This is a genomic window from Stenotrophomonas maltophilia (assembly GCF_006974125.1).
In the GTDB taxonomy this organism is placed as follows: domain Bacteria; phylum Pseudomonadota; class Gammaproteobacteria; order Xanthomonadales; family Xanthomonadaceae; genus Stenotrophomonas; species Stenotrophomonas maltophilia_O.
Genome location: NZ_CP037858.1, coordinates 1,140,971 through 1,162,731, shown reverse-complemented (window position 1 = coordinate 1,162,731; position 21,761 = coordinate 1,140,971). Strand labels below are relative to the sequence as shown.

The window sequence follows — 21,761 nt, the reverse complement described above, 5'->3', positions numbered from 1 at the left end:
TGTTCACGGGGCTTGCCTGAGCGCCCCCGCACCCCCAGATCGAGACCATGACTGATATCGCCCTGACGCTTGCCCAAGACCGCCTGCTGCGCCCCGGCGGCCTGGATACCGCTGGCCTGGAGCGCACCTTCGGCCAGCTGCTCGGCCCCGGTGTGGACTTCGGCGACCTCTATTTCCAGCACGCCCGCCGCGAGAGCTGGAGCGTGGAGGACGGCATCGTCAAGGACGGTGCCCATTCCATCGAGCAGGGCGTGGGCGTGCGGGCGATTTCCGGCGAGAAGACCGGTTTCGCCTACTCCGATGACATCCATGCCGATGCGCTGCTGGCCGCGGCGCAGTCGGCGCGTGCGATTTCGCGCGAAGGTGGCGCCCAGTCCGGGCGATCGCTGCTGCGCGGCAACGCGCGCGCGCTGTACCCGGCGCTGGACCCGATCGATGGCATCGGCAACGAGGCCAAGGTCGAGGTGCTCAAGCGCCTGGATGGCTACCTGCGCGCCGCCGACCCGCGCGTGAAGCAGGTGATGGTGAGCCTGTCCGGCGGCGTCGATACGGTGCTGATCGCCCGCAGCGACGGTGTACTGGGCGCTGACGTGCGCCCGCTGGTGCGCCTGAACGTGCAGGTGATCGTCGAACACAACGGCCGCCGCGAGTCCGGCTATGCCGGCGGTGGTGGCCGCTATGGCTACGAGGCGCTGTTCGCCGACGGTCGCCCGGAAGCGTTTGCGCGCGAGGCCCTGCGCCAGGCGCTGGTGAACCTGGAAGCCGTGCCGGCGCCGGCCGGCGTGATGCCGGTGGTACTGGGCCCTGGCTGGCCTGGCGTGCTGCTGCATGAAGCGGTCGGCCATGGCCTGGAAGGCGACTTCAACCGCAAGGGCACCAGTGTCTACGCTGGTCGCATCGGTGAGCGCGTGGCGGCACCGGGCGTGACCATTGTCGACGATGGCACCCTCGACGGTCGCCGTGGTTCGTTGAACATCGACGATGAAGGCCACCCGAGCCAGTGCACCACGCTGATCGAGGACGGCATCCTGGTCGGCTACATGCAGGACAGCCTCAATGCACGCCTGATGGGCATGGCGCCGACCGGCAACGGCCGCCGCGAATCGTTCGCGCACCTGACCATGCCGCGCATGACCAATACCTACATGCGTGCCGGCCAGCACGACCCGCAGGAAATGATCCGCTCGGTGAAGAAGGGCCTGTACGCGGTGAACTTCGGTGGCGGCCAGGTCGACATCACCAGCGGCAAGTACGTGTTCTCGGCCACCGAGGCCTACCTGATCGAGGATGGCCGCATCACCGCGCCGGTGAAGGGGGCGACGCTGATCGGCAATGGTCCGGAAACCATGCAGAAGGTGCGCATGGTCGGCAACGACCTGGCCCTGGACGAGGGCGTGGGTATCTGTGGCAAGGACGGGCAGAGCGTGCCGGTGGGGGTTGGCCAGCCGTCGCTGTTGATCGAGGGCATCACCGTCGGCGGTACCCAGGCCTGAGCCGGGCGATGGCCAGCGCCACCGCCCCGCTCGGCGGGGACTCAGTCCTCGTCGGCTTCGTCGGTCTCGACGGGGTCGGCGTCTTCGGCGCTGGCCTTCAGGCCCAGCGCGGCCGGCAGCATCAGGGCGCGCAGCACCTGGAAGATTTCGCGGTAGGCGCGCGGCGGCTTGTTCTTGGCCTTCTCGGCCTGCGCATTGCGCACCAGCGTGCGCAGCTGCTGGCGGTCGGCCTGCGGGTAGTCGTCCAGCAGTGCAGCCAGCGCCTTGTCACCCTCGGCCAGCAGGCGGTCGCGCCAGTCTTCCGCGCGGTGCATCATCGCCACTTCACGGCGACCGGTTTCGCTGTTGGCGTCCAGCGCATCGCGGATCGCATCCAGCGTGGCGTCTTCTTCGCGGCGCATGTGCTTGGCCAGGAACGCCAGCTGGCGCTTGTGGGCGATGTGGGCGGTGATGCGCTTGCACTCGGCGATATGCGGCAGCAGGTCTTCCGGGATCGGCAGGCGTGCCAGCTGGGCCGGGGTCAACGACACCAGCTTCTCGCCCAGGGCCAGGACGTCGAGCGCGTCGCGCCGGTTCTGGCTGCGGCTCTTGTCGTGGAATTCACCGGTTTCTTCGTCGCGTCCGCGCATCGTTCCTACCTGATCTCAAAAAAAGTCGCCCGGCGTGATGCCGGGCCCAACCCGTACAGGATAAAGCATTGAACGTGATCGCCCCTGAAGTCGCTGTCGGCGACGACAGCCCGGCCCGGCTGGAACGGCTGGCCGACCTTTCCCAGCAGCTGCTCGACCGCGCCCGTGCGCTGGGCGCCAGCCAGGCCGAGGTCAGCTGCAGCGAAGACCGTGGCCTGGAGGTCAATGTCCGCCTTGGCGAGGTTGAGACCGTGCAGTCCACCCGTGACCGCGGTATCGCCGTCACCGTCTATTTCGGCCAACGCAAGGGCAGTGCCAGCACCGGCGACCTGAACGAGGCCAGCCTTGCCGCCACGGTCGAACAGGCCTGTGCGATCGCCCGGCATACCGAAGACGACCCGGCCGCCGGCCTGGCCGAGGCGGACCTGATGGCCACCCACTTCCCGGACCTGGACGGCTGGCACCCGTGGCCGCTGCAGGCCGACGAGGCGGTGGACCTGGCCCTGGCCTGCGAAGCCGCAGGCCGTGAGGCCGATGCGCAGATCCGCAATTCCGACGGCGCCTCGGTGTCGAGCATGCAGAGCCTGTCGGTCTATGCCAATTCGCATGGCTTCATCGGCCGTGAGCGCGGCACCCACCATTCGGTCGGTTGTGCGCTGATCGCCGGGCAGGGCGATGGCATGCAGCGAGATGGCTGGTACACCAGTGCGCTGGCTCGCGAGGACCTGGAGGATGTCGGCCTGGTCGGTTGTCGTGCCGCCGAGCGCACTGTCGCCCGCTTGCAGCCGCGATCGCTGGCCACCGGCAGCATGCCGGTGCTGTTCGCCCCGGAAGTTGCGCGCAGCCTGGTCGGGCACCTGCTGTCGGCGGTGTCCGGCGGTGCCCTGTATCGCCAGGCCAGTTTCCTGCTGGACAGCGTTGGCCAGCGCCTGTTCCCGGAATGGATGCAGATCGAGGAGCTGCCGCACCTGCGCCGTGGCCTGCGCTCGGCGGCCTTCGACGGCGACGGCGTCGCCACCCGCGCCTCGGCCCTGGTCCGCGACGGCGTGCTGCAACGCTATGTGCTGGGCAGCTACTCGGCACGCAAGCTGGGCCTGCAGACTACTGCCAACGCCGGTGGCGTGCATAACCTGCAGCTGACGGCCAATGCCGGCTCCCTGCAGGACATCGCGCGGCAGATGGGCGACGGCCTGCTGGTGACCGAGCTGATGGGGCAGGGCGTGAACGGCGTGACCGGCGACTATTCGCGTGGCGCGGGTGGCTTCCGGATCGAGAACGGCGAGATCCAGTACCCGGTGGACGGCATCACCATCGCCGGCAACCTGCGCGAGATGTTCAGCAGCATCGAGGCGGTCGGCAGCGACGTTGATCCCCGCTCGCACATCCGGACCGGTTCGATCCTGTTGGGGCGGATGACCATCGCCGGTAATGATTGATGCCGTCGATGGCGTAAGCTATGCCCGCCTGACGCAATCAGCTGGGTGCTGGTTGGTCAAGACCACCCAATGAAAAGGAGTTTTGTCGTGAGCGAATTCGATAACGTCCCGCCGCCGCCGCCGGCCATCACCGACGTCCCGGCCGACCAGCGCACCATGGCCCTGGCCGCGCACCTGCTGGGCATCTTCACCGGCTTCATCGGCGCGCTGATCATCTGGCTGATCAACAAGGATGACGCGGGCAAGGCCTTCGTGACCGACCAGGCCAAGGAAGCCCTTAACTTCCAGATCACCGTGACCATCGCCATGGTCATCAGCATGATCCTGATGATCGTGATCATCGGCGGTATCCTGGCACCGATCGTCGGCATCATCAGCCTGGTGTTCAGCATCATCGCTGCGGTCAAGGCCAACAACGGCGAAGCCTACCGCTACCCGTTCGCGCTGCGCCTGATCAAGTAAGATCGTCCGCACGCGGAACTGAAAACGCCCGGCACTGCCGGGCGTTTTCGTGTGCGGGAAATGCCCGGCCGTGTATAGCGATCAGTGATCGCGTTCCACCGCCAGCGTCGCCAACGCGCGCAGTGCATCGGCTTCGTCGCCATGCCCGGCCAGGATCGACTGCATGCGTGCAGCGAGCTCGTGCAGCTGCGCCTTCGCACCGTCCATGCCGAGCAGGGCGGGGAAGGTGCTCTTGTCCTGTGCCTGGTCCTTGCCGGCGGTCTTGCCCAGCTGTTCGGAACTGGCTTCGACATCGAGGATGTCATCGCGCACCTGGAAGGCCAGGCCGAGCGCGTCGGCGAAGCTGTCCAGCTGGGCCAGCTGCGGTTCGTGGGCCTGGCCGCACAGCGCGCCCATGCGTACTGCCGCCCGGATCAGGGCGCCGGTCTTCAGGGCATGCATGCGGGTCAATGCTGCCAGCGTCTGCTGCTGGCCGGTGGCATCGATGTCCAGCGCCTGGCCGCCGCACATGCCTGAAGCACCCGAGGCATGGGCCAGGGTCTGCAGGCAGGCCACGCGCAAGGTGGCTGGCAGCGGTGCATCGGCCAGCAGGCCGAAGGCACGGGTCTGCAGCGCATCACCGGCAAGGATCGCGGTGGCTTCGTCGAAGGCGATGTGGGTGGTCGGCTTGCCGCGACGCAGGGCGTCGTCATCCATTGCCGGAAGGTCGTCGTGCACCAGCGAATAGGCATGGATCAGCTCGACGGCCATCGCGGCCGCGTCCAGGCTTTCCGGTTGCGCGCCGAACAGGTGACCACTGGCGTACACCAGCAGCGGCCGCATGCGCTTGCCGCCACCCAGCACCGAATAGCGCATGGCCTGGTGCAGGCGCTGCGGTGCTTCGGCAGGCGAGGGCAGGGCGGCGTCGAGCTGGCTTTCGATACGGTCGCGCCAGCGCGCGAACAGAACCTCAGCCGTCATGGCTGGGCGGGTCGAAGGGCTCGGAGGCTTCCGGCTGCGCCGGATCGCTGAGCAGGCGCACGCGCAGTTCCGCCTGCTCCAGCGCCTGCTGGCACTGGCGGTACAGACCGACACCACGCTCGTAAGCGCTGAGCGAAGCTTCCAGGCTCAGCTCGCCGGTTTCCATCTGCTCCACCAGCTGTTCCAGCGATTCGAGCGACTGCTCGAACTGGGCGACCGGGGAGGCGTTTTCGGGGGACTTCTTGGCCATGCGGCAAGTGTGGACGGGCTGCGCGCGGGGGTCAATTCACCAGCCGCCGGGACGCCACTGCAGCTGTGCGTCGTTCGCCTGCAACCAGGCCTGCAAGGGCGCGCCGATGACCACGTCGGCGGCGGCCAGCAACTGCGGGCCATCAAAGATCAACGGCAGCTGCGCGCGCCGCCACGGGGCAAGGTGCTCACGCTGCAGGCAGTTCTTCAATGCGTGCGAATGCTGGCGGCCAGGCAGCAGAATGCGCTCACCGCCCACGCGTGCACGGACCTGCAGCGGGCGTTCGAAGGCCGGGGTGCCCTGCAGGCGCAGTTGTCCACCATCGGGCAATGGCAGCGGTGCGCGTCCATCCCATTCGGCCTGCCACGCGAGGGGAAGCGCAGGCAGCCGGGCCGGCAGCAGGTAGGCGTGGTCGCGCCATTGCTGGATCGCGTGATCGTGCCAGCTCACACGGGCCTGACGATCGTTATTGGCCGGCAGCAGCTCGTCCAGCGCCTGCTGCAGCACGGTGGCCGGCAGCGGTGCCGCACCGTGGCCGGCCGCCCAGGCACGCAGCACGCGTGCGGCGCGCCCTGGTGAGACCTGGCGCAGCAGCTGCAGCGACAGCACGCGCGGTGCCACCTCCAGATGCGCGATCAGCTCGGCGTCCTCCTCGTCGAGCAGTTCGCGGGTCTGCCCGCAGTGCGTCGCGCTGCCCGCCAATGCTGCAGCGGCATGCGGCCAGCGCCGGCGCAGCAACGGCAGCACCTGCAGGCGCAGGAAGTTGCGATCGGCGTGGTCGTCGCCATTGCTGGGGTCTTCGATCCAGCGCAGCGCGTGCTGGCGCGCGTAGTCGAGCAGTGCACTGCGTGGCACCGCCAGCAGCGGGCGCCACAAGGGATGTTCGCCAAGGCGGCTGTGCATGGACATCGCCGCCAGGCCATCGACGCCGGAAGCGCGCAGGGCCCGCAGCAGGAAGGTCTCGGCCTGATCGTCCTGGTGCTGCGCCAGTGCCAGTGTTTCGCCGTCGCGCAGTTCGGCGGCGAACGCGGCGCGTCGTGCCAATCGAGCGGCACCCTCGGTGCCCAGGCCTGTGCCGTTCTCGACCTGCACGCGATGCACGGCCAGTTCGATGCCCCAGGCGTCGCATTGCTGCTGGCAGTGCAGCACCCAGTCATCCGCATCGGGCTGCAGGCCGTGGTGCACGTGCACCGCGCGCAGCGAAGTGCCGGAGGCCTGCGCGCAGCGCCACAGCCAGTGCAGCAGCACGGTGGAGTCGACACCACCGCTGTAGCCCACCAGCAGCGGCGCATCCAGCGGAACGATGGCAGGGAAGGCAGTCACGGCGGCAAGTATAGGGTTGCTCGGCAGGGCTGCGCCCTGCACTCGCTACGAGCCAGAGCAACAGCAACAGCAGAAGCTGGTTTCCTGAAGGATGGCGGGGTGGGTCCGGTTGCGGGAGACGCCGTAAACCCATCCATGGGGGCTTGGCCGCGGCATCCATGCCGCGGACACTCCCGCAACCGGACCCACCCCGCCTTCGACAGTTGGCCGCGATCTGTTGGAACGACGTATTGCCTTGGTAGGTGTCGACCTTGGTCGACACAGTAGATCTACGCCATGCGTGGATGACTCATTCGATATCTGACAGATGTGGCGACCAAGGTCGACACCTACCAACAGCCGCCGGAATCTGTCGAAGGCGGGCACTGTGGGTTTGCGGGGTGTGAGCTGCATGGATGCGGCGACCAAGCCCCCAGGGACGGGTTTACGGCGTCCCCGCAAACCCACAGTGCCCCGCCATCCCACGGAGTGCATGCTGTTGCTGTTGCTTCGGCCGTTGCCGTTGCGTCTGCAGGTGCAGGGCGCAGCCCTGCCGAAAACCTACTTCACCCGACGACCCGAACGGTCAATGCGGAACCGCTCTCCGCCTTCCATCGGCGTGTGGCCATCGCCATCCGGCGTGCCGCGACGACAGCCGTTGCAGACCTCGGCCACGCCATCTCGGAACGGCCAGGCGAAATCGAAGGTGCCCGGCACCACCTGGCGGAATGTCAGATCGAAGTAGCCCACGCGATTGCCGACGCGCCCGCGCAGCAGGCCTTCCTCCGGTGTCTCCGGGCCGTTGTCCCAGGTCAGCACCGGCAGGCTGCGGCCCTTGCGGTCGACGTAATGGAAACCCTGGTCGGCATACACCACGGCCAGGCCGTGGTCATCAAAGTTCAGGTCTTTCAGCGTGTCCGGCTGGATCTTCGGCCGGTGGTCGACCACTTCGCAGTTGGGCAGCGGCCATAACCCGTGTTCGTCGGTCAGCAGCTTGCACGCCGGTGCCTGCGCCAGCGCGCTGGAACTGGCCAGCACGCCGAGCAGGGCCAGCGACCGCGCGAAGCGGCCGCTGGCAGGGGCAGGGCGGGCCTGCCGTGCGATCACTTGGCCTCGGCCTTGCGCTCGAAGGCCGTCGGTGCCGGCAGCTGAACCGGCACGCCCTTGTCATCGCAGGTGCCGGCCTGGCACAGGCGCTCGCGCAGGGCCGGCGTGGCCTGCACGATCATGTGGTAGATCGCGTTCTGTTCCAGCGTGCCGCGGATCGCCTTGCTGCCGGGGCCGCGTGCCCAGATACCGACGTCTTCGCCGCCGTGCGACTCGGACTTCATCGGCACCAGCGCTTCCTGCATGTAATCCGGATGCTCGGTGTCGACCTCGCGCAGGTTCGGGCGGCCGTTGGCCGGTTCGAAGCTGCTCGGGTTGTGCGGGTAGCGCTTCGGGCCGGCCGGCTGCTGGTTGCTGCTGCCGGTATGGCCCGGGCCGTTGGCATAGCTCAGCGTGGTGTACGGCTGGCCGGTGCCGTCCAGCGCGTAATCCAGCTTGCCGGCGCCATCTTCGCCGCCCTTGTCCTTCACCTTGCCCAGGATCGGGTTGCCGCGCGCCGGGTAGCCGACGAAGTTCAGCGTGTGCGAGTGGTCGGCGGTGACGATGATCAGGGTGTCGTCGGCCGAGGTCAGTTCGTTGGCCACGCGCACCGCGTCGGACAGGGCCACGGTCTCGGTCAGCGCACGGTAGGCGTTGCCGCTGTGGTTGGCGTGGTCGATGCGCGCGCCTTCGATCATCAGCACGTAGCCTTCCTGGTGCTTGGCCAGATTCCTGATCGCTGCGGCGGTCAGTTCGGCCAGGCTCGGCTCACCGCCCGGATCCTGCGGGCGCTCGTACTCGTAGCGCATGTGGTCCGGCTCGAACAGGCCGAGGATGGCCGGCGCGTTCGCGGCGGCGGCCAGCTGCTTGCTGTTCCAGACGTAGGCACCCTGCGGGTGTGCCTGCTGCCATTCCTGCACCAGGCTGCGGCCGTCCAGGCGCTGGCCGACCTTGTCGTCGTACTCCGGATCGCGCTCTTCCACAGTGGTGAATTCACCGCGGCCGCCGCCGAGGGCAACCAGCGGGCCACGGCCATAGCGCGAGGTCGACAGCAGCTGCTGGGCGATGTCCTTGCAGCCTGCGGCCTTGGCCGCGTCGGTCAGGTCGGTGTCGTTTTCCCAGTTGCGCTCGGGCGAGTGCGCATAGGTCGCCGCCGGGGTGGCATGGGTCAGGCGCGCGGTGGACACCACACCGGTGGCCAGGCCGGCGCTGTCGGCCAGCTGCAGCCAGGTCAGCAGGCCCTTGGACAGGCTGTCGGCGCAGTCGGTGCGGCTGCCGGCACTGACGCCGATCGCACCCATATGGGTCTTCACGCCGGTGGTGATGGCGGTCATGGTGCCGGCCGAATCCGGGGTCTGCGAATCGGTGTTGTAGGTCTTGCTGAACGCCGTGGCCGGGAAGCGCTCCCAGGACAGCAGGTTCTCTTCACCGGAGCCGCCCTTCTGCTGGCCTTCGTAGATGCGCGAGGCGGCTACCGTGGTCAGGCTCATGCCGTCACCGAGGAACAGGATGACGTTCTTGGCCTTGCCGGACATCGCACCGTTGGCGGCGGCCTGGGCGGCGCCACTGCGGTACCACCACTGCGGCGTCTCACCGGCCGGATGGGCGACGGGGTCGACGGCGACCTTCAGGCCGGTCGGGGCAGCGGCGGGGGTGGTGCTGGCACAGGCGCCCAGCAGCAGGGTGGTGGCGCAGGCGGCCAACAGGGAGACGGAACGGCGCATGGACGCTGGGATCTCACAAACTGTAACGGGACGTTCATTATGCCCGGTGCCGCAAGGCACGCCGATGACACACTGATTTGCCGGCCGGGCGGTCGTTCTGCGGGCCGCCTTGGGCTATCGTGCCAGCATCCCTTCCTTCCCCTCTGGATTGCCTATGAAGCTGGTCTCTGCCTGGCTGCGGATTCCATTCTGGCAGCGCGTGGTCGGTGGCTTCGTGCTCGGCGCGCTGGCCGGCTGGGCGCTCGGCCCGGCCGCGGAAACGTGGTTCGGCCCGCTCGGCGAGCTGTACGTCACCCTGATCAAGATGATCGCGGTGCCGCTGGTGTTCTTCGCGGTCATCAACGCGATCTCGTCGCTGCACGGCCAGAAGTCGGTCGCCGCGCTCAGTGGCCGCACCTTCCTGTGGTTCGTGATCACCGCCGCGCTGGCGGTATGCGTTGGCCTGGCCGTAGGCACGGTGCTGCAGCCCGGCGCGGGTGGCCTGCAGTTGTCGATGGCCAGCAACTATGTGCCGCGCGAAGTGCCCAGCGTGGTGCAGGTATTGCTGGACGTGGTGCCGGCCAATGTCTTCTATGCGCTGTCCGGCATCGGCACCAAGGTCAATGCCGCGGGTGAAACCGTGCTGGCCGCCGGGCGTGGTTCGATCCTGCCGGTGATCTTCTTCGCCGGCCTGGTGGGTTTTGCCATCGTCAAGCTGGGCGAGAAGGTGACCGAGGCGCGCAAGCTGGTCGGCCAGATGAGCGACATCATGATCCAGGTGACCCGCTTCGTGCTGGAAGTCACCCCGATCGGCACCTTCGGCCTGATCGCCGGCCTGGTCGGCAGCTATGGCTTCGAGAAGCTGCTGCCGCTGGGTCATTTCGTGCTGGCCCTGTACGTGGCCTGCGCCCTGCACATCGTGGTGGTCTACAGCGCACTGCTGCTGGCGCACGGCCTGAACCCGCTGAAGTTCTTCCGCGGCGCGGCGCCGGGCATGCAGGTGGCCTTCGTCAGCTCGTCCAGCTTCGCGGCGATGCCGGTGGCGCTGCGTTCGATCACCCACAACCTGGGCGTGAACAAGGACTACGGCTCGTTCGCGGTGCCGCTGGGTGCCAGCATCAAGATGGACGGCTGCGGTGCGATCTACCCGGCGCTGTGCGCGGTGTTCATCGCGCAGTACAGCGGGGTGCCGCTGACCCCGGAACAGTACGTGGTGGTGCTGATCGCCTCGGTGCTGGGCAGCTTCGGTACCGCCGGCGTGCCGGGCACCGCGGTGATCATGGCCACGGTGGTGCTGAGCGCAGCCAATCTGCCGCTGGAAACCATCGGCTACCTGTATGCCATCGACCGCATCCTGGACATGATGCGCACGATGACGAATGTGACGGGCCAGATGCTGGTGCCGGTGATCGTGGCCAAGGAAACCGGGCTGCTCGACCAGGCGGTGTATGACAACCCGTCCAGCAATGTCGGCGTGGACGATCCGGACCCGACACCGCCACGCGCCTGAGGTTGCGTGGAGATGAAAGGCCCGCCCTGACCGGCGGGCTTTTTGTTTTCTCCTGGTGGATCCACGCCATGCGTGTGGGTGGAAGCAGTGCCGACCAAGGTCGGCACCCACCAGAGGACAGTAGCTCCACGCCATGCGTGGATGAGGGCGATGCCGACCAAGGTCGGCAGCTACCCACCATTGCGCGGGCTCAACAAAAAAGCCGCTGCAGGGCAGCGGCTTTCTCGTGTCAGGCGGCGCCGTAGCGCCAGCGGGTCAGAGGTCGACCCGGCGGGCCTGCATGAACTTGTTGCCCCAGTAGCCACTGAGCAGGGTGTCCACGCGGACGTCCTTGCCCGAGCTCGGTGCGTGCAGGAAGCGGCCATCGCCGACATAGATGCCGACATGGTCGACGCGGCCCTTGCGGCCGAAGAAGACCAGGTCACCCGCCGCCAGCGCAGTGCGGTCGTTGATCAGTTCGGCGTTGTCGTCGTGCGCCATCTCGCGGGAGACGCGCGGCAGCTCGATACCCAGGGCCGAGCGGAACACGTAGCCGACCAGGCCACTGCAGTCGAAGCCGCTGTCCGGGTTGCTGCCGCCCCAACGGTACGGGGTGCCCAGCAGGGTCATCGCGCGACGCAGCAGCGACTGCACCTTGCCGTTGTCGGCCGCGGTGCCGACAACACTGCCATTGGCAGCGCTGCTGGTGTCGTAGTTGGCGAGGAGGCGGCTGAGGTCACCGGCCACCACGGCCGAGCGGTCCATCAGCGGAATGGTGTCGTTGGCGGCCAGGTGCGGCAGCAGGGCGGCCAGGGTAGCGCTGGCGGCGGCGTCGACGCGGCTGCGCTGCGGAGCGGCAGCCTCGGCCTTGGCGGCCGGTCGGGCGGTACTCTCGGCCACCGGGGCCGGGGTTGCATCGGAACGGTTCGGAGCAGTCTGCGACCAGGCCGGGAGGCTGGTCAGACACAGTGCCAGGCCAAGCAACAACGGGCGGGCACTGCGTGAAGATACGGAAGTCTGGCCTTCGCTTTTCAGGTCGTCAGTCGTCACGCGTCGGTCACAGGAAAAAAACGATGGGGCATCATGCCCTGTAAAAGCGCGGATAAGTTAAAAATTCCGTTAGTAATCCGTTAGTTTCAAGGTGATCAGCGTCACAGTTTTGAACATATCGCCTGTTCATTTTAGCGAAGGACACGTTTCGCGCCGGTGTAGTGGTCTTTCCAGTAGGGGCCGCTGAGCGAGTCCAGCCGCACGGTGCCACCGGTGCTTGGCGCGTGCACGAAACGCCCTTCACCTACATAAATACCAACGTGGGTGACGCTGCCGCGGCTGCCGAAGAACACCAGGTCGCCGGTGGCCAGGCGTTGCGGATCGATCTTCGGACCCTGTACCGCCGCCAGGTCACGCGAAGTACGTGGCAGCTTCAGGTCCAGCATCTCGCGGTAGACATAGGCGACCAGGCCGCTGCAGTCGAAGCCCGAATCGGGGGTGTTGCCGCCATAGCGGTAGGGGGTGCCGACCAGGCTGATGGCGCGCATCAGCACCGAGTTGGCCGCCTCCGGGTTGTCCGGCACGGTCTTCGGCCAGTTCGCCGTTGGCGGGGGCGGTGCAGGGCGGGTGGCCTTGCCACCGCCGCAGGCGGTCATCAGCAGGGGCAGGGCCAGCAGCAGGGCCGGGGCGAGAAGCCGGCGCAGGCCGGACGAAACTGGCGTGATGTGCATGATCTCCGGATAATGCGCCACCTTGGATTGGCCGTCATGATGGCGGCGTCCCCGCCGGGCGACAACCCGCCCCAACCCGCCTGCCTCCGGCAGATCCAGACAGAGTTGCGCATGAAGATCGAAAAAGACCGCGTTGTCCGCTTCCACTACACCGTTTCCGAAGTCGGCCAGGAGCCGATCGAATCGTCCAAGGACCGCGGCGAGCCGCTGGCGATCCTGATCGGCCACGGCAACATCATCCCGGGCCTGGAAAACGCCATGATGGACAAGGAAGCCGGCGCGACCTTCAGCGTCGATGTCAATGCTGCCGACGCCTACGGCGAGCGCCGTGAGGGCCTGTCCCAGCGCGTGCCGAAGAAGCACTTCGGCAACACCAAGCTGGCCCCGGGCCAGCAGGTCGTGCTGCAGACCAACTTCGGCCCGCGTGCGGTGACCGTGCAGAAGGTCGGCATGAGCGTCGTCGACGTGGACCTGAACCACCCGATGGCTGGCAAGGATCTGCACTTCGACGTGGAAATCGTCGATGTGCGCGAAGCCGGCCAGGAAGAGATCGATCACGGCCACGTCCACGGCGACGGTGGTCACCACCACTGATCGCAGCGCGATCGTGATGTCAGCAACGGCCCGCTTCGGCGGGCCGTTGCGTTTCTGGAATACGGCGCGCCCATCCACGGCGCGCGGGCCGGCGGCATAATGGTGGACCTGACCGACGGATGCCCCGTGAACGCCGCTTCTCCTTCCCTGCAGCCGATGGCCTCCGGCGAACGCATCGCCGTGCTGGACGTGCTGCGCGGTGCCGCGCTGCTGGGCATCCTGCTGATGAACATCGAGGCCTTCAGCGGGCCGCTGGACCTGGCGTTCACTGCCATCGACGTGCATTGGCATGGCATCGACTACTGGGCCGATGCCTTTGTCTATGTGTTCGTGCAGGGCAAGTTCTTCACCCTGTTCTCGCTGTTGTTCGGCGCCGGCTTTGCGGTGATGGCGCAACGCGCCGAGCTGGCAGGGCGTGATTTCACCCCGTTCTACCTGCGTCGCAGTGCCGGTCTGCTGCTGATCGGCCTGTGCCACGCGCTGCTGGTCTGGTCCGGCGACATCCTGGTGCTGTACGCACTGGTCTCGTTGCCGCTGCTGGCCTGCCGCGAGGCGCCGCGCAGCTGGCTGCCGTGGATGGGCGCGACGCTCTACCTCGGCGGCGTGGCGATGATGCTGCTGGTCGGCGCGATGGTGTCGATGGCCTCGGCGGACGAGGTGCGCGGAATGCTCACCGAGGCGCAGCAGAGCATCGATCTGCAGCGCCAGGTGTACGGGCACGGCAGCTGGATGCAGGCCACCGTGCAGCGACTGCATGAGTTTGGCACGTCGATGGGGGCGCTGCTGATCACCGGCCCGGAAGTGCTGGGCATGTTCCTGATCGGCAGCTGGTTTGCCGGTAGCGGTGCACTGTCGGCGCCAGAGCGCTTCCCGCGGCTGTATGCGGTGTTGCGTTGGGTGGCGCTGCCCCTCGGCCTGCTGATCACGCTGCTGAGTGTTGCCTGGAAGCCGTATCTGGCGCCGGGTGCCTACGATCTGCCGGTGACGGCGGCGATGGCGCTGCTGACGATCGGCGGCCTGCCGATGTGCCTGGGCTACCTGGCCTGGATCGTGCACTGGCGCGCGCGGCTGGGCTGGCTGGCGCCGGTCGGGCGCATGGCGTTGACCCATTACCTCGGCCAGTCCCTGCTGTGCACCTGGTTGTTCTACCACTACGGCCTGGGCGCGTTCGAAATGATGCCACGCAGCGTGCAGCTGCTGTTCGCGCTGCTGCTGTTCGCCGTGCAGGTGGGCATCTCGCACGTCTGGCTGCGCCACTTCCGCTTTGGGCCGATGGAATGGCTGTGGCGCGCGATGACCTACCGGCAGTGGCCGCCGATGCGGCGCGGAGCCGGGCAGGGCTGATCGATGCTGGGCGCGCGCGAGGATGTGATCGTGGTGGGCGCCGGTGCCATCGGTCTGGCCGCCGCGCTCGCACTGTGCGCGCAGGGCCGGCAGGTGCGTGTGATCGAGCGTGGCCGCATTGGTGCGGCAACCTCGCACGGCAACTGCGGCACCGTTACCCCCAGCCATGCACCTCCACTGGCTGCGCCTGGCGTGCCACTGCGCGCATTGCGCTGGATGCTCGATCCGCGCGCGCCGCTGTATGTGCGCACCCGGCTGGATCCGGCGTTGTGGCGCTGGTTGCTTCAGTTCGGTGCGCGCTGCAACGCGCGTGACTGGCTGCAATCCACGCGGGCACGGGGTGCATTGCTGAACGACTCGCGGTTGCGCTTGGCCGATTGGGTGCAGGCGCATGCACTGGAATGCGAATTCGATACGCGCGGGCTGGACTATGTGTTCGGCGATGCGCGCAACTTCGACCACTACGCGGCCGAGTGCGAAGCACTGAACAGGCAGGGTATCGCCACGGCCTGCATCGACGGGGCCGGCTATGCACGCGCCAATCCGGCCTTCCACGACCGTCTGGCCGGCGCGATCCACTTTCCCGGTGATGCGCAGCTGCGGCCGGACCGCTACACCGCGGAGCTGGCGCGTGTACTGCGCGCGCAGGGCGTGATGATCGACGAGCAGAAGGACGTGCAGGGCTTCAGCGACGATGCACAGGGGGTACGCGTGCAGGTTGGCGGGCAGACCCTGCGGGCACGTGAGCTGGTGCTGGCCACCGGGCCGTGGTCGCGCGACTGGGCACGGCAACTGGATCTGCGCGTGCCGATCCAGCCCGGCAAGGGCTACTCGCTGACCTGGTCGCGACCGGCGCAGGTGCCACAGCGCCCGGTGGTGCTGAAAGACCATTCCGTGTTCGTGATCGCCTGGCGCGACGCACTGCGGCTGGGCGGCACCATGGAATTCGCCGGTGCCGATCCGCAGCTGCGCACGGCCCGCCTGCAGGCTTTGCAGCAGGCCGCCGACCACTACCTGCGCGCGCCACGCGGTGCGCAGCTGCAGGAGCAGTGGTGCGGGTGGCGCCCCATGAGCGTGGACGACGTGCCATTGATCGGCCGTGCACCCGCGCATCCTCACGTCTGGCTTGCAGCGGGGCATGGCATGCTCGGCATCAGCATGAGCGCCGGCACCGGCCAGCTGATCGCCGATCTCGTCTGCGGCCGCACCCCAGCGATCGATCCTGCCCCTTACCGACCCGAGCGATTCCGATGAGCACTGCACCCTATGATTACGACCTGATTGTCCTTGGCGGTGGCTCCGCCGGCCTGGCCGGTGCGATCCGCGCGGCGCAGCATGGCAAGCGCGTGGCGATGCTGGAGCCCGGTGAACTGGGCGGTACCTGTGTCAATGTTGGCTGCGTGCCGAAGAAGGCGATGTGGCTGGCGGCCGACCTGCACGAGCGCATCGGCCTGGCCAGTGCGATGGGTTTCGATGTCGAGGCACGCCCGGCGTTGTCGTGGAAGGAACTGGTGATCCATCGCCAGGCCTACATCAGCAATATCCACGTCAGCTACCACAAGCGCCTGGATGAAACCGGCGTGGTGCGCATTCCGGCGCGTGGCCATCTGCTCGATGCGCATACGGTGGCCTGCAGCGATGGCGTGCGTTACAGCGCCGAACACATCCTGATCGCCACCGGCGCGCACCCGCTGCGCCCGGATATTCCCGGTGCCGAACTGGGCCTGGTTTCCGATGACTTCTTCGATCTGCGCGCGGCACCGGCCGAGGTCGCGATCATCGGCGGTGGCTACATTGCAGTGGAACTGGCCGGCCTGCTGCAGGCGCTGGGCAGCAGGGTGAGCCTGCTTGTGCGCGGAAAGCGCTTGCTGGAACGCTTCGACTACGAGCTGACCGACCAGCTGGCCGAGAACCTGAAGCAGCAGGGCGTGCGCATCCATTTCGACTACCGCCTGCGCGAACTGCAGCGCGATGGCGAACGCGTGCGTGCGTTCGGCCATGACGGCCCGATCGACAGCGTGTTCGACGCAGTGTTCTTCGCCACCGGTCGTCGCGGCAACAGTCGTGACCTGGGCCTGGAAGCGCTGGGCATCGGGATCGGAGAGCATCAACAGGTGGAGGTGGATGAATGGCAGACCACGAGCGTGCCGAGCGTGCATGCAGTCGGTGACATCGCCGGCAAGGTCGGCCTGACGCCGGTGGCGGTGGCTGCATCGCGGCGCCTGATGGATCGCCTTTTCGGCGGCCGCCCGCAGTCGAAGATGGACTATGAAAACGTAGCCAGCGTGGTGTTCTCGCATCCTCCGCTGGGCGCGGTGGGCATGAGCGAAGAAGAGGCGCGCGCCCGTTTCGATCAGGTGAGCGTGTACCACAGCCGTTTCCGCCCGATGCTGCAAGCGCTGGCCAACGGCACCCAGCGCAGCCTGTTCAAGATGGTCTGCGCGGGCCCGGAAGAGCGGGTGGTGGGCATCCATCTGCTGGGTGAAGCGGCCGACGAGATCCTGCAGGGTTTCGCGGTGGCGGTGAAGATGGGCGCGACCAAGGCCCAGTTCGACGATACCGTGGCGATCCATCCGACGTCTGCCGAAGAAGTGGTGTTGATGCGCTGAGCTGGGCGGTTGTAGAGCCGAGCCTATGCTCGGCTGCGTTCCGTGCAGACATGGTGCAGCTGAGCGCAGGCTCGGCTCTACAGGTCACCTGGCGCCCCCATGCGATAATGGGTGCCCCCATGCGTTTCCGGGCCGCCCTATGCGGCCCGCCGTCGTCCTGATGTCCAGCCCCGCCTCCCGTATCGCTACCGCTTCCCCACGCATCGCGCTGGGGGGCAGCGGCCTGGCCGCGATCGGCGCCATCGCCGCCTCCGGCAAGGCCATCATCGTCAAGCTCGGCCTGCGTCATGGCGTCGATGCCACCACGCTGCTGGCGCTGCGCATGCTGATGGCGCTGCCCTTGTTCGCGCTGATGGCGTTGTGGGCCGCGCGCCGGGCCGAGCCGCTGTCCTGGGCCGACCGCGCCCGCGTGCTGTGGCTGGGTTTCACCGGCTACTACCTGTCGAGCCTGCTCGACTTCCAGGGCCTGCAGTACATCAGCGTCACGCTGGAGCGGTTGATCCTGTACTTGAATCCGACCCTGGTGCTGCTGATCAACGTGTTGCTGGCGCGGCAGCGCCCCGGCCGCTGGCAGATCGGCGCGCTGGTGCTGAGCTATCTGGGCGTGCTGCTGGCCTTCGGCCATGACCTGCAGCGCGAGGGTGGGCAGATCATCGTCGGCAGCCTGCTGGTACTGGGCAGTGCGCTCAGCTACGCGCTGTACCTGTTCGGCAGCGGCCAGGTGGTGGCGCGCATCGGCGCGGTACGGCTGACCGCCTACGCCAGCTGCGTGGCCAGCGTGCTGGTGCTGCTGCACTTTGCGGTGACCCATCCGCTGCCGCTGCTGTGGCAGGCGCCGCCACCGGTGCAGTGGCTGTCGCTGGTCAATGCCACCGTGTGCACGGTGCTGCCGGTGCTGGCGATCATGCTGGCGGTGCAGCGCGTGGGTTCGTCGCTGGCCGCGCAGGTCGGTATGCTGGGCCCTGTTTCCACCATCGTGATGAGCCTATGGCTGCTCGACGAACCGATGGGGCCGGCGCAGATCGCCGGCACCGTGCTGGTGCTGATCGGCGTATTGCTGGTGACCCGCCTGCGGCGCTGACGCCGGAGCAGGCGCGTGCGCGCATCCTGGCGGTGATCCGCGCGATCCCGCCGGGGCAGGTGATGGGCTATGGCCAGGTGGCGATGCGTGCCGGCCTGCCGGGGCGTGCGCGCTTGACCGCTCGCATCCTGGGCCAGAACGACGATCCCGACCTGCCCTGGCATCGCGTGCTGCGCTCGGACGGGCGCATTGCCATGGAAGAAGGGTCGGCCGGTTGGCGAGAGCAGTCACAGCGGCTACGCGCCGAGGGCGTGGTGGTGGAGAAGGGCCGGGTGCGTATGCCGCCCACCGATCCGGCCGCGGCGCTGGATGCGGCCGTGTGGGGACCCGGCTGAGCGCCGCTGGCGACTGAACGGGCCACGCCTGCGGGTCGCCAACAAGACACGGTGCTGCGGCTATGATGGAGGCTGTTCCATGCCGGTGCTCCCATGTTCCCGCGACTGCCTACCGTCACCAAGGCCCTGCTGATCGCCAACGCGATCCTGTTCCTGCTGCAGCAGCCGTTCCTGCTCGGCATGCAGACCTTCGAGCCGTTCATGCTGCAACCGCTGCAGCAGGGCTTCGACGCGTTCTCGCCGGGCGGTAATTTCCAGCCGTGGCAGCTGCTGACCTATGGCTTCCTGCATGGCAGCTTCGGGCATCTGTTCTTCAACATGCTGGCGGTCTTCATGTTCGGCGCACCACTGGAGCAGACCTGGGGCGAGAAGCGCTTCCTGCTGTATTACCTGGTGTGCGTGGCCGGTGCCGGTGTCTGCCAGCTGCTGGTGGGTACGCTGCTGGAAAACCCGGCGACGGTGCTGGGCGCCTCCGGCGGCGTGTTCGGCCTGCTGCTGGCCTACGGCATGCTGTTCCCGAACCAGCGGGTGATGCTGCTGTTCCCGCCGATCCCGATGAAGGCGCGGACCTTCGTGATCCTGTTCGGCGTGGGTGAGCTGGTGCTGGGCATGACCGGCTGGCAGCCGGGCGTGGCCCACTTCGCGCATCTGGGCGGCATGCTGTTCGGCTGGCTGCTGATCCGCTACTGGCGCGGGCAATCGCCGTTCAACAAGCGCCGCCCGCCGGGCCCGCCGAAGCGCCCGAACCATCTGCGCAGCGTCAAATGATCCGAAGGATCATTTGACGCTGTAGGTGCCGACCGTTGGTCGGCACACCTTCTCCCACGCGGGTAGGTGCCAACCTTGGTTGGCACGCTTCGTCTCGGATCATATGACCCGGTTGATGCCAAGGCCTGTGGGCAATCGCTTCTGCTGCCTTGTGCCAACCAAGGTTGGCACCTACCAACAGCAGGTAACGCAGGCGACGGGGTGCACGCGCCTCCATGCATGGCGCGGCTCTACAGATCCTGCAACACCACCTGCGCAGCGTTGTGCCCCGGTGCGCCGGTGACGCCGCCGCCGGGATGGGTGCCCGACCCACACAGGTACAACCCGGGCAGGGCACCGCGATAGCCGGCCTGGCCGACCATCGGCCGTGCCGAGAACAACTGGTTGGCACTGAGCGCACCGTGGAAGATGTCGCCACCGATCAGGCCGAAGGTACGCTCCAGATCCAGCGGCGACAGCACTTGGCGGCCCAGTACGCTGTCAGCGAAACCTGGCGCATAGCGTTCAACGGTGGCGATCATCAGGTCGGCCACGGTCTCGCGGTGGTCATCCCAGTGACGCCCATCAGGCAGCACCGGCGCCACGTGCTGGCAGAACAGGCTGGCCACATGCTGGCCAGGCGGCGCCAGCGAATCGTCCAGCGTGCTGGGAATCAGCATTTCCACGATCGGTTCGCGTGACCAGCCATCGCGGCGGGCATCCAGCCAGGCGCGATCCATGTAGTCCAGGCTGGGCGCCATGATGATGCCGGCACTGAGGTGATCGCCGGGGCCGGGCAGGGCGCTGAACTCCGGCAGCCGCGACAGTGCCACGTTCATCCGGAAGGTACCCGAGCCGCAGCGCCACTGCGCCATGCGTTCGCGTGTGGGGGCGGGCACCTGCGCCGGTTCCAGCAGCTGCTCGTACAGCAGCTTCGGATTGACGTTGGCGACCACCGCGCGGGCGCGCAGGGTTTCGCCGCTGGCCAGTTCCACTCCTGCTGCGCGGCCCTGTTCGGTCAGTACGCGCTGCACGCCGGCGTCCACCCGCAGTTCGGCACCGGCCTCGCGCGCCGCGCTGGCGATGGCCTGGCTTATCGCGCCCATGCCACCAATTGCATGGCCCCATGCACCCTTCACGCCATTGCACTGGCCGAACACGTGGTGCAGCAACACGTAAGCGCTGCCCGGAGTGTACGGACTGGCGTAGTTGCCGACGATGCCGTCGAAGCCGAACAGCGCCTTGATGGGGGCGCTCTCGAACCAGCGGTCCAGGTACTCCGCTGCCGAAAGCGTGAACAGGTCCAGCAGTTCCTGGCGTAGCGAAGCATCCAGCGCTGACAGTTCGCGGCCGAGACGGCCCATCTGCCACAGCGCGGGCAGGGCACGCCAGCCACCTGCAATGCCGATGTCTGGCGGCGCGCGCAGGGCCCACGCACGCAGTACGTCGGCGAAGATCTCCAGACGCGCTTCATACGCTGGCAGCACCTGCGCATCGCGTTCGGAAAATTTCGCGACTTCAGCCCGGGTACGGCCAGGTGCCGACAACAGGTAGCGGTCGTCGGGCAATGGCAGGAAGTTGTTGGCCGGACGCGCGACGATGCGCAGCCCATGCGCATGCAGCTGCAGGTCGTCGATCACCTTCGGCTGCAGCAATGACACCGTGTAGGACGCCACCGAGTTGCGGAAGCCGGGATGGAATTCCTCGGTGACTGCAGCGCCGCCAAGGACGCCGCGACGTTCCAGTACCAGTACCTGCTTGCCAGCGCGCGCCAGATAAGCCGCGCAGACCAGGCCGTTGTGGCCACCACCGATGATGATCACATCCCAGGACATCAACACCTCGGGAAAAGGGGACGGAGGGGATTAAGTCGCAATTGGCACGGGGCCAGCGGCGATGGGGAGAAACGACTTAATCCCCTCCGTCCCCTTTTTGGATTGCGGCCTGGATGGTGGCGATGTCGATCTTCTTCATCGGCATCATCGCGTTGAACGCGCGCTTGGCCAGTGCCTTGTCTTTGCTGGTCACCGCTTCGATCAGCATGCGCGGGCTGATCTGCCAGGAAATGCCCCAGCGGTCCTTGCACCAGCCGCACTGGCTCTCCTGGCCACCGTTGCCGACGATCGCGTTCCACAGGCGGTCGGTCTCGGCCTGGTCTTCGGTCTGGATCTGGAAGGAGAAGGCTTCGCTGTGCTTGAACGCGGTGCCGCCGTTGAGGCCGACGCAGGGAATGCCGCAGACGGTGAATTCGACGGTCAGCACATTGCCTTCCTTGCCGTCGGGGTAGTCGCCAGGTGCGTGATGCACGGCGGTCACCGTGCTGTCGGGCAGGAAGCTGGCATAGAAGGTGGCGGCCTCGAGTGCGCCGTTGTCATACCAGATGCAGATCGTGTTCTTGTGTGCCATGTCGGGTCTCCGCGATGGACGAAGCCGCAGCGATAGCACGCCGGGTGTTAACCCGGGATCGTGCTGCACCCGCAAAAAAAAGGGCGCCCGAAGGCGCCCTCTGCATTACCCGTG

21 protein-coding genes are annotated in these 21,761 nt (G+C 67.3%); 11 read left to right on the top strand and 10 right to left on the bottom strand.

Annotation, left to right across the window (positions count from 1 at the left end; genetic code table 11):
• Window positions 1-47: 47 nt before the first annotated feature.
• The gene (gene tldD, locus EZ304_RS05370; RefSeq protein WP_142806492.1) at window positions 48-1,493 is read left to right on the top strand and encodes a metalloprotease TldD; all 1,446 of its coding nucleotides are present in this window, start codon (window positions 48-50) and stop codon (window positions 1,491-1,493) included.
• Window positions 1,494-1,534: 41 nt separating this feature from the next.
• Here the strand turns inward: tldD and yjgA are convergent, their stop codons facing one another.
• Complete coding sequence (gene yjgA / locus EZ304_RS05365) at window positions 1,535-2,122, bottom strand: ribosome biogenesis factor YjgA (RefSeq protein WP_099555015.1); 588 nt, start codon at window positions 2,120-2,122, stop codon at window positions 1,535-1,537.
• Window positions 2,123-2,190: 68 nt separating this feature from the next.
• Between yjgA and pmbA the strand changes: the two genes are divergently transcribed.
• Complete coding sequence (gene pmbA / locus EZ304_RS05360; protein ID WP_142806491.1) at window positions 2,191-3,558, top strand: metalloprotease PmbA; 1,368 nt, start codon at window positions 2,191-2,193, stop codon at window positions 3,556-3,558.
• A gap of 87 nt (window positions 3,559-3,645) precedes the next feature.
• A complete protein-coding gene (locus tag EZ304_RS05355; RefSeq protein ID WP_142806490.1) occupies window positions 3,646-4,020 on the top strand; it encodes a DUF4870 domain-containing protein in 375 nt (124 codons plus the stop codon).
• An 81-nt stretch (window positions 4,021-4,101) separates the two neighbouring features.
• Here EZ304_RS05355 and EZ304_RS05350 read toward each other — a convergent pair whose 3' ends face one another.
• From EZ304_RS05350 to EZ304_RS05330, 5 genes are all read right to left on the bottom strand, one after another.
• Window positions 4,102-4,980: a polyprenyl synthetase family protein gene (locus EZ304_RS05350; protein ID WP_099555009.1), complete on the bottom strand. Its 879-nt coding sequence runs from the start codon at window positions 4,978-4,980 to the stop codon at window positions 4,102-4,104.
• Window positions 4,970-5,230 carry an exodeoxyribonuclease VII small subunit gene (locus EZ304_RS05345; protein ID WP_005410522.1) on the bottom strand — a complete coding sequence of 87 codons (261 nt, stop codon included), beginning with the start codon at window positions 5,228-5,230 and terminating at the stop codon, window positions 4,970-4,972. Before EZ304_RS05345 ends, EZ304_RS05350 begins: the two co-directional genes overlap by 11 nt.
• Window positions 5,231-5,266: 36 nt before the next feature.
• Complete coding sequence (gene tilS / locus EZ304_RS05340; protein WP_185959218.1) at window positions 5,267-6,553, bottom strand: tRNA lysidine(34) synthetase TilS; 1,287 nt, start codon at window positions 6,551-6,553, stop codon at window positions 5,267-5,269.
• 540 nt (window positions 6,554-7,093) lie between these two features.
• Window positions 7,094-7,639, bottom strand: a complete 546-nt coding sequence (locus EZ304_RS05335; RefSeq protein ID WP_142806488.1) for a WG repeat-containing protein — start codon at window positions 7,637-7,639, stop codon at window positions 7,094-7,096.
• Window positions 7,636-9,342, bottom strand: coding sequence for an alkaline phosphatase (locus EZ304_RS05330; RefSeq protein ID WP_099555003.1), 1,707 nt, complete (start codon window positions 9,340-9,342; stop codon window positions 7,636-7,638). Before EZ304_RS05330 ends, EZ304_RS05335 begins: the two co-directional genes overlap by 4 nt.
• 154 nt (window positions 9,343-9,496) lie before the next feature.
• Between EZ304_RS05330 and EZ304_RS05325 the strand changes: the two genes are divergently transcribed.
• A complete protein-coding gene (locus EZ304_RS05325) occupies window positions 9,497-10,831 on the top strand; it encodes a dicarboxylate/amino acid:cation symporter (protein WP_142806487.1) in 1,335 nt (444 codons plus the stop codon).
• Between the two features lie 255 nt (window positions 10,832-11,086).
• On the opposite strand, the gene EZ304_RS05320 is transcribed toward EZ304_RS05325, so the two are convergent.
• Both EZ304_RS05320 and EZ304_RS05315 read right to left on the bottom strand, forming a co-directional pair.
• Window positions 11,087-11,860, bottom strand: a complete 774-nt coding sequence (locus EZ304_RS05320) for a C40 family peptidase (RefSeq protein WP_053091939.1) — start codon at window positions 11,858-11,860, stop codon at window positions 11,087-11,089.
• A 131-nt stretch (window positions 11,861-11,991) separates the two neighbouring features.
• Complete coding sequence (locus EZ304_RS05315; RefSeq protein WP_049430125.1) at window positions 11,992-12,531, bottom strand: C40 family peptidase; 540 nt, start codon at window positions 12,529-12,531, stop codon at window positions 11,992-11,994.
• Between the two features lie 111 nt (window positions 12,532-12,642).
• On the opposite strand from EZ304_RS05315, the gene EZ304_RS05310 reads away from it, so the two are divergent.
• The 7 genes from EZ304_RS05310 (at window position 12,643) to EZ304_RS05280 (ending at window position 19,262) form a co-directional block, all read left to right on the top strand.
• Window positions 12,643-13,125: an FKBP-type peptidyl-prolyl cis-trans isomerase gene (locus EZ304_RS05310; protein ID WP_099554997.1), complete on the top strand. Its 483-nt coding sequence runs from the start codon at window positions 12,643-12,645 to the stop codon at window positions 13,123-13,125.
• Window positions 13,126-13,224: 99 nt separating this feature from the next.
• The gene (locus EZ304_RS05305) at window positions 13,225-14,469 is read left to right on the top strand and encodes a DUF418 domain-containing protein (RefSeq protein WP_142806486.1); all 1,245 of its coding nucleotides are present in this window, start codon (window positions 13,225-13,227) and stop codon (window positions 14,467-14,469) included.
• A gap of 3 nt (window positions 14,470-14,472) precedes the next feature.
• Window positions 14,473-15,723 carry an FAD-dependent oxidoreductase gene (locus EZ304_RS05300; RefSeq protein ID WP_142806485.1) on the top strand — a complete coding sequence of 417 codons (1,251 nt, stop codon included), beginning with the start codon at window positions 14,473-14,475 and terminating at the stop codon, window positions 15,721-15,723.
• Window positions 15,720-17,078, top strand: coding sequence for a glutathione-disulfide reductase (gene gorA, locus EZ304_RS05295; RefSeq protein WP_099554990.1), 1,359 nt, complete (start codon window positions 15,720-15,722; stop codon window positions 17,076-17,078). The genes EZ304_RS05300 and gorA overlap by 4 nt, the downstream gene beginning before the upstream one ends.
• Before the next feature lie 160 nt (window positions 17,079-17,238).
• Window positions 17,239-18,159 carry a DMT family transporter gene (locus tag EZ304_RS05290; RefSeq protein WP_142806484.1) on the top strand — a complete coding sequence of 307 codons (921 nt, stop codon included), beginning with the start codon at window positions 17,239-17,241 and terminating at the stop codon, window positions 18,157-18,159.
• Window positions 18,066-18,494: an MGMT family protein gene (locus EZ304_RS05285; RefSeq protein WP_428999715.1), complete on the top strand. Its 429-nt coding sequence runs from the start codon at window positions 18,066-18,068 to the stop codon at window positions 18,492-18,494. The genes EZ304_RS05290 and EZ304_RS05285 overlap by 94 nt, the downstream gene beginning before the upstream one ends.
• 93 nt (window positions 18,495-18,587) lie before the next feature.
• The gene (locus EZ304_RS05280) at window positions 18,588-19,262 is read left to right on the top strand and encodes a rhomboid family intramembrane serine protease (protein ID WP_032128229.1); all 675 of its coding nucleotides are present in this window, start codon (window positions 18,588-18,590) and stop codon (window positions 19,260-19,262) included.
• Between the two features lie 230 nt (window positions 19,263-19,492).
• Here EZ304_RS05280 and EZ304_RS05275 read toward each other — a convergent pair whose 3' ends face one another.
• Complete coding sequence (locus tag EZ304_RS05275) at window positions 19,493-21,076, bottom strand: phytoene desaturase family protein (RefSeq protein WP_142806483.1); 1,584 nt, start codon at window positions 21,074-21,076, stop codon at window positions 19,493-19,495.
• Window positions 21,077-21,152: 76 nt separating this feature from the next.
• Window positions 21,153-21,647, bottom strand: a complete 495-nt coding sequence (locus EZ304_RS05270; RefSeq protein ID WP_142806482.1) for a VOC family protein — start codon at window positions 21,645-21,647, stop codon at window positions 21,153-21,155.
• Between the last annotated feature and the right edge of the window lie 114 nt (window positions 21,648-21,761).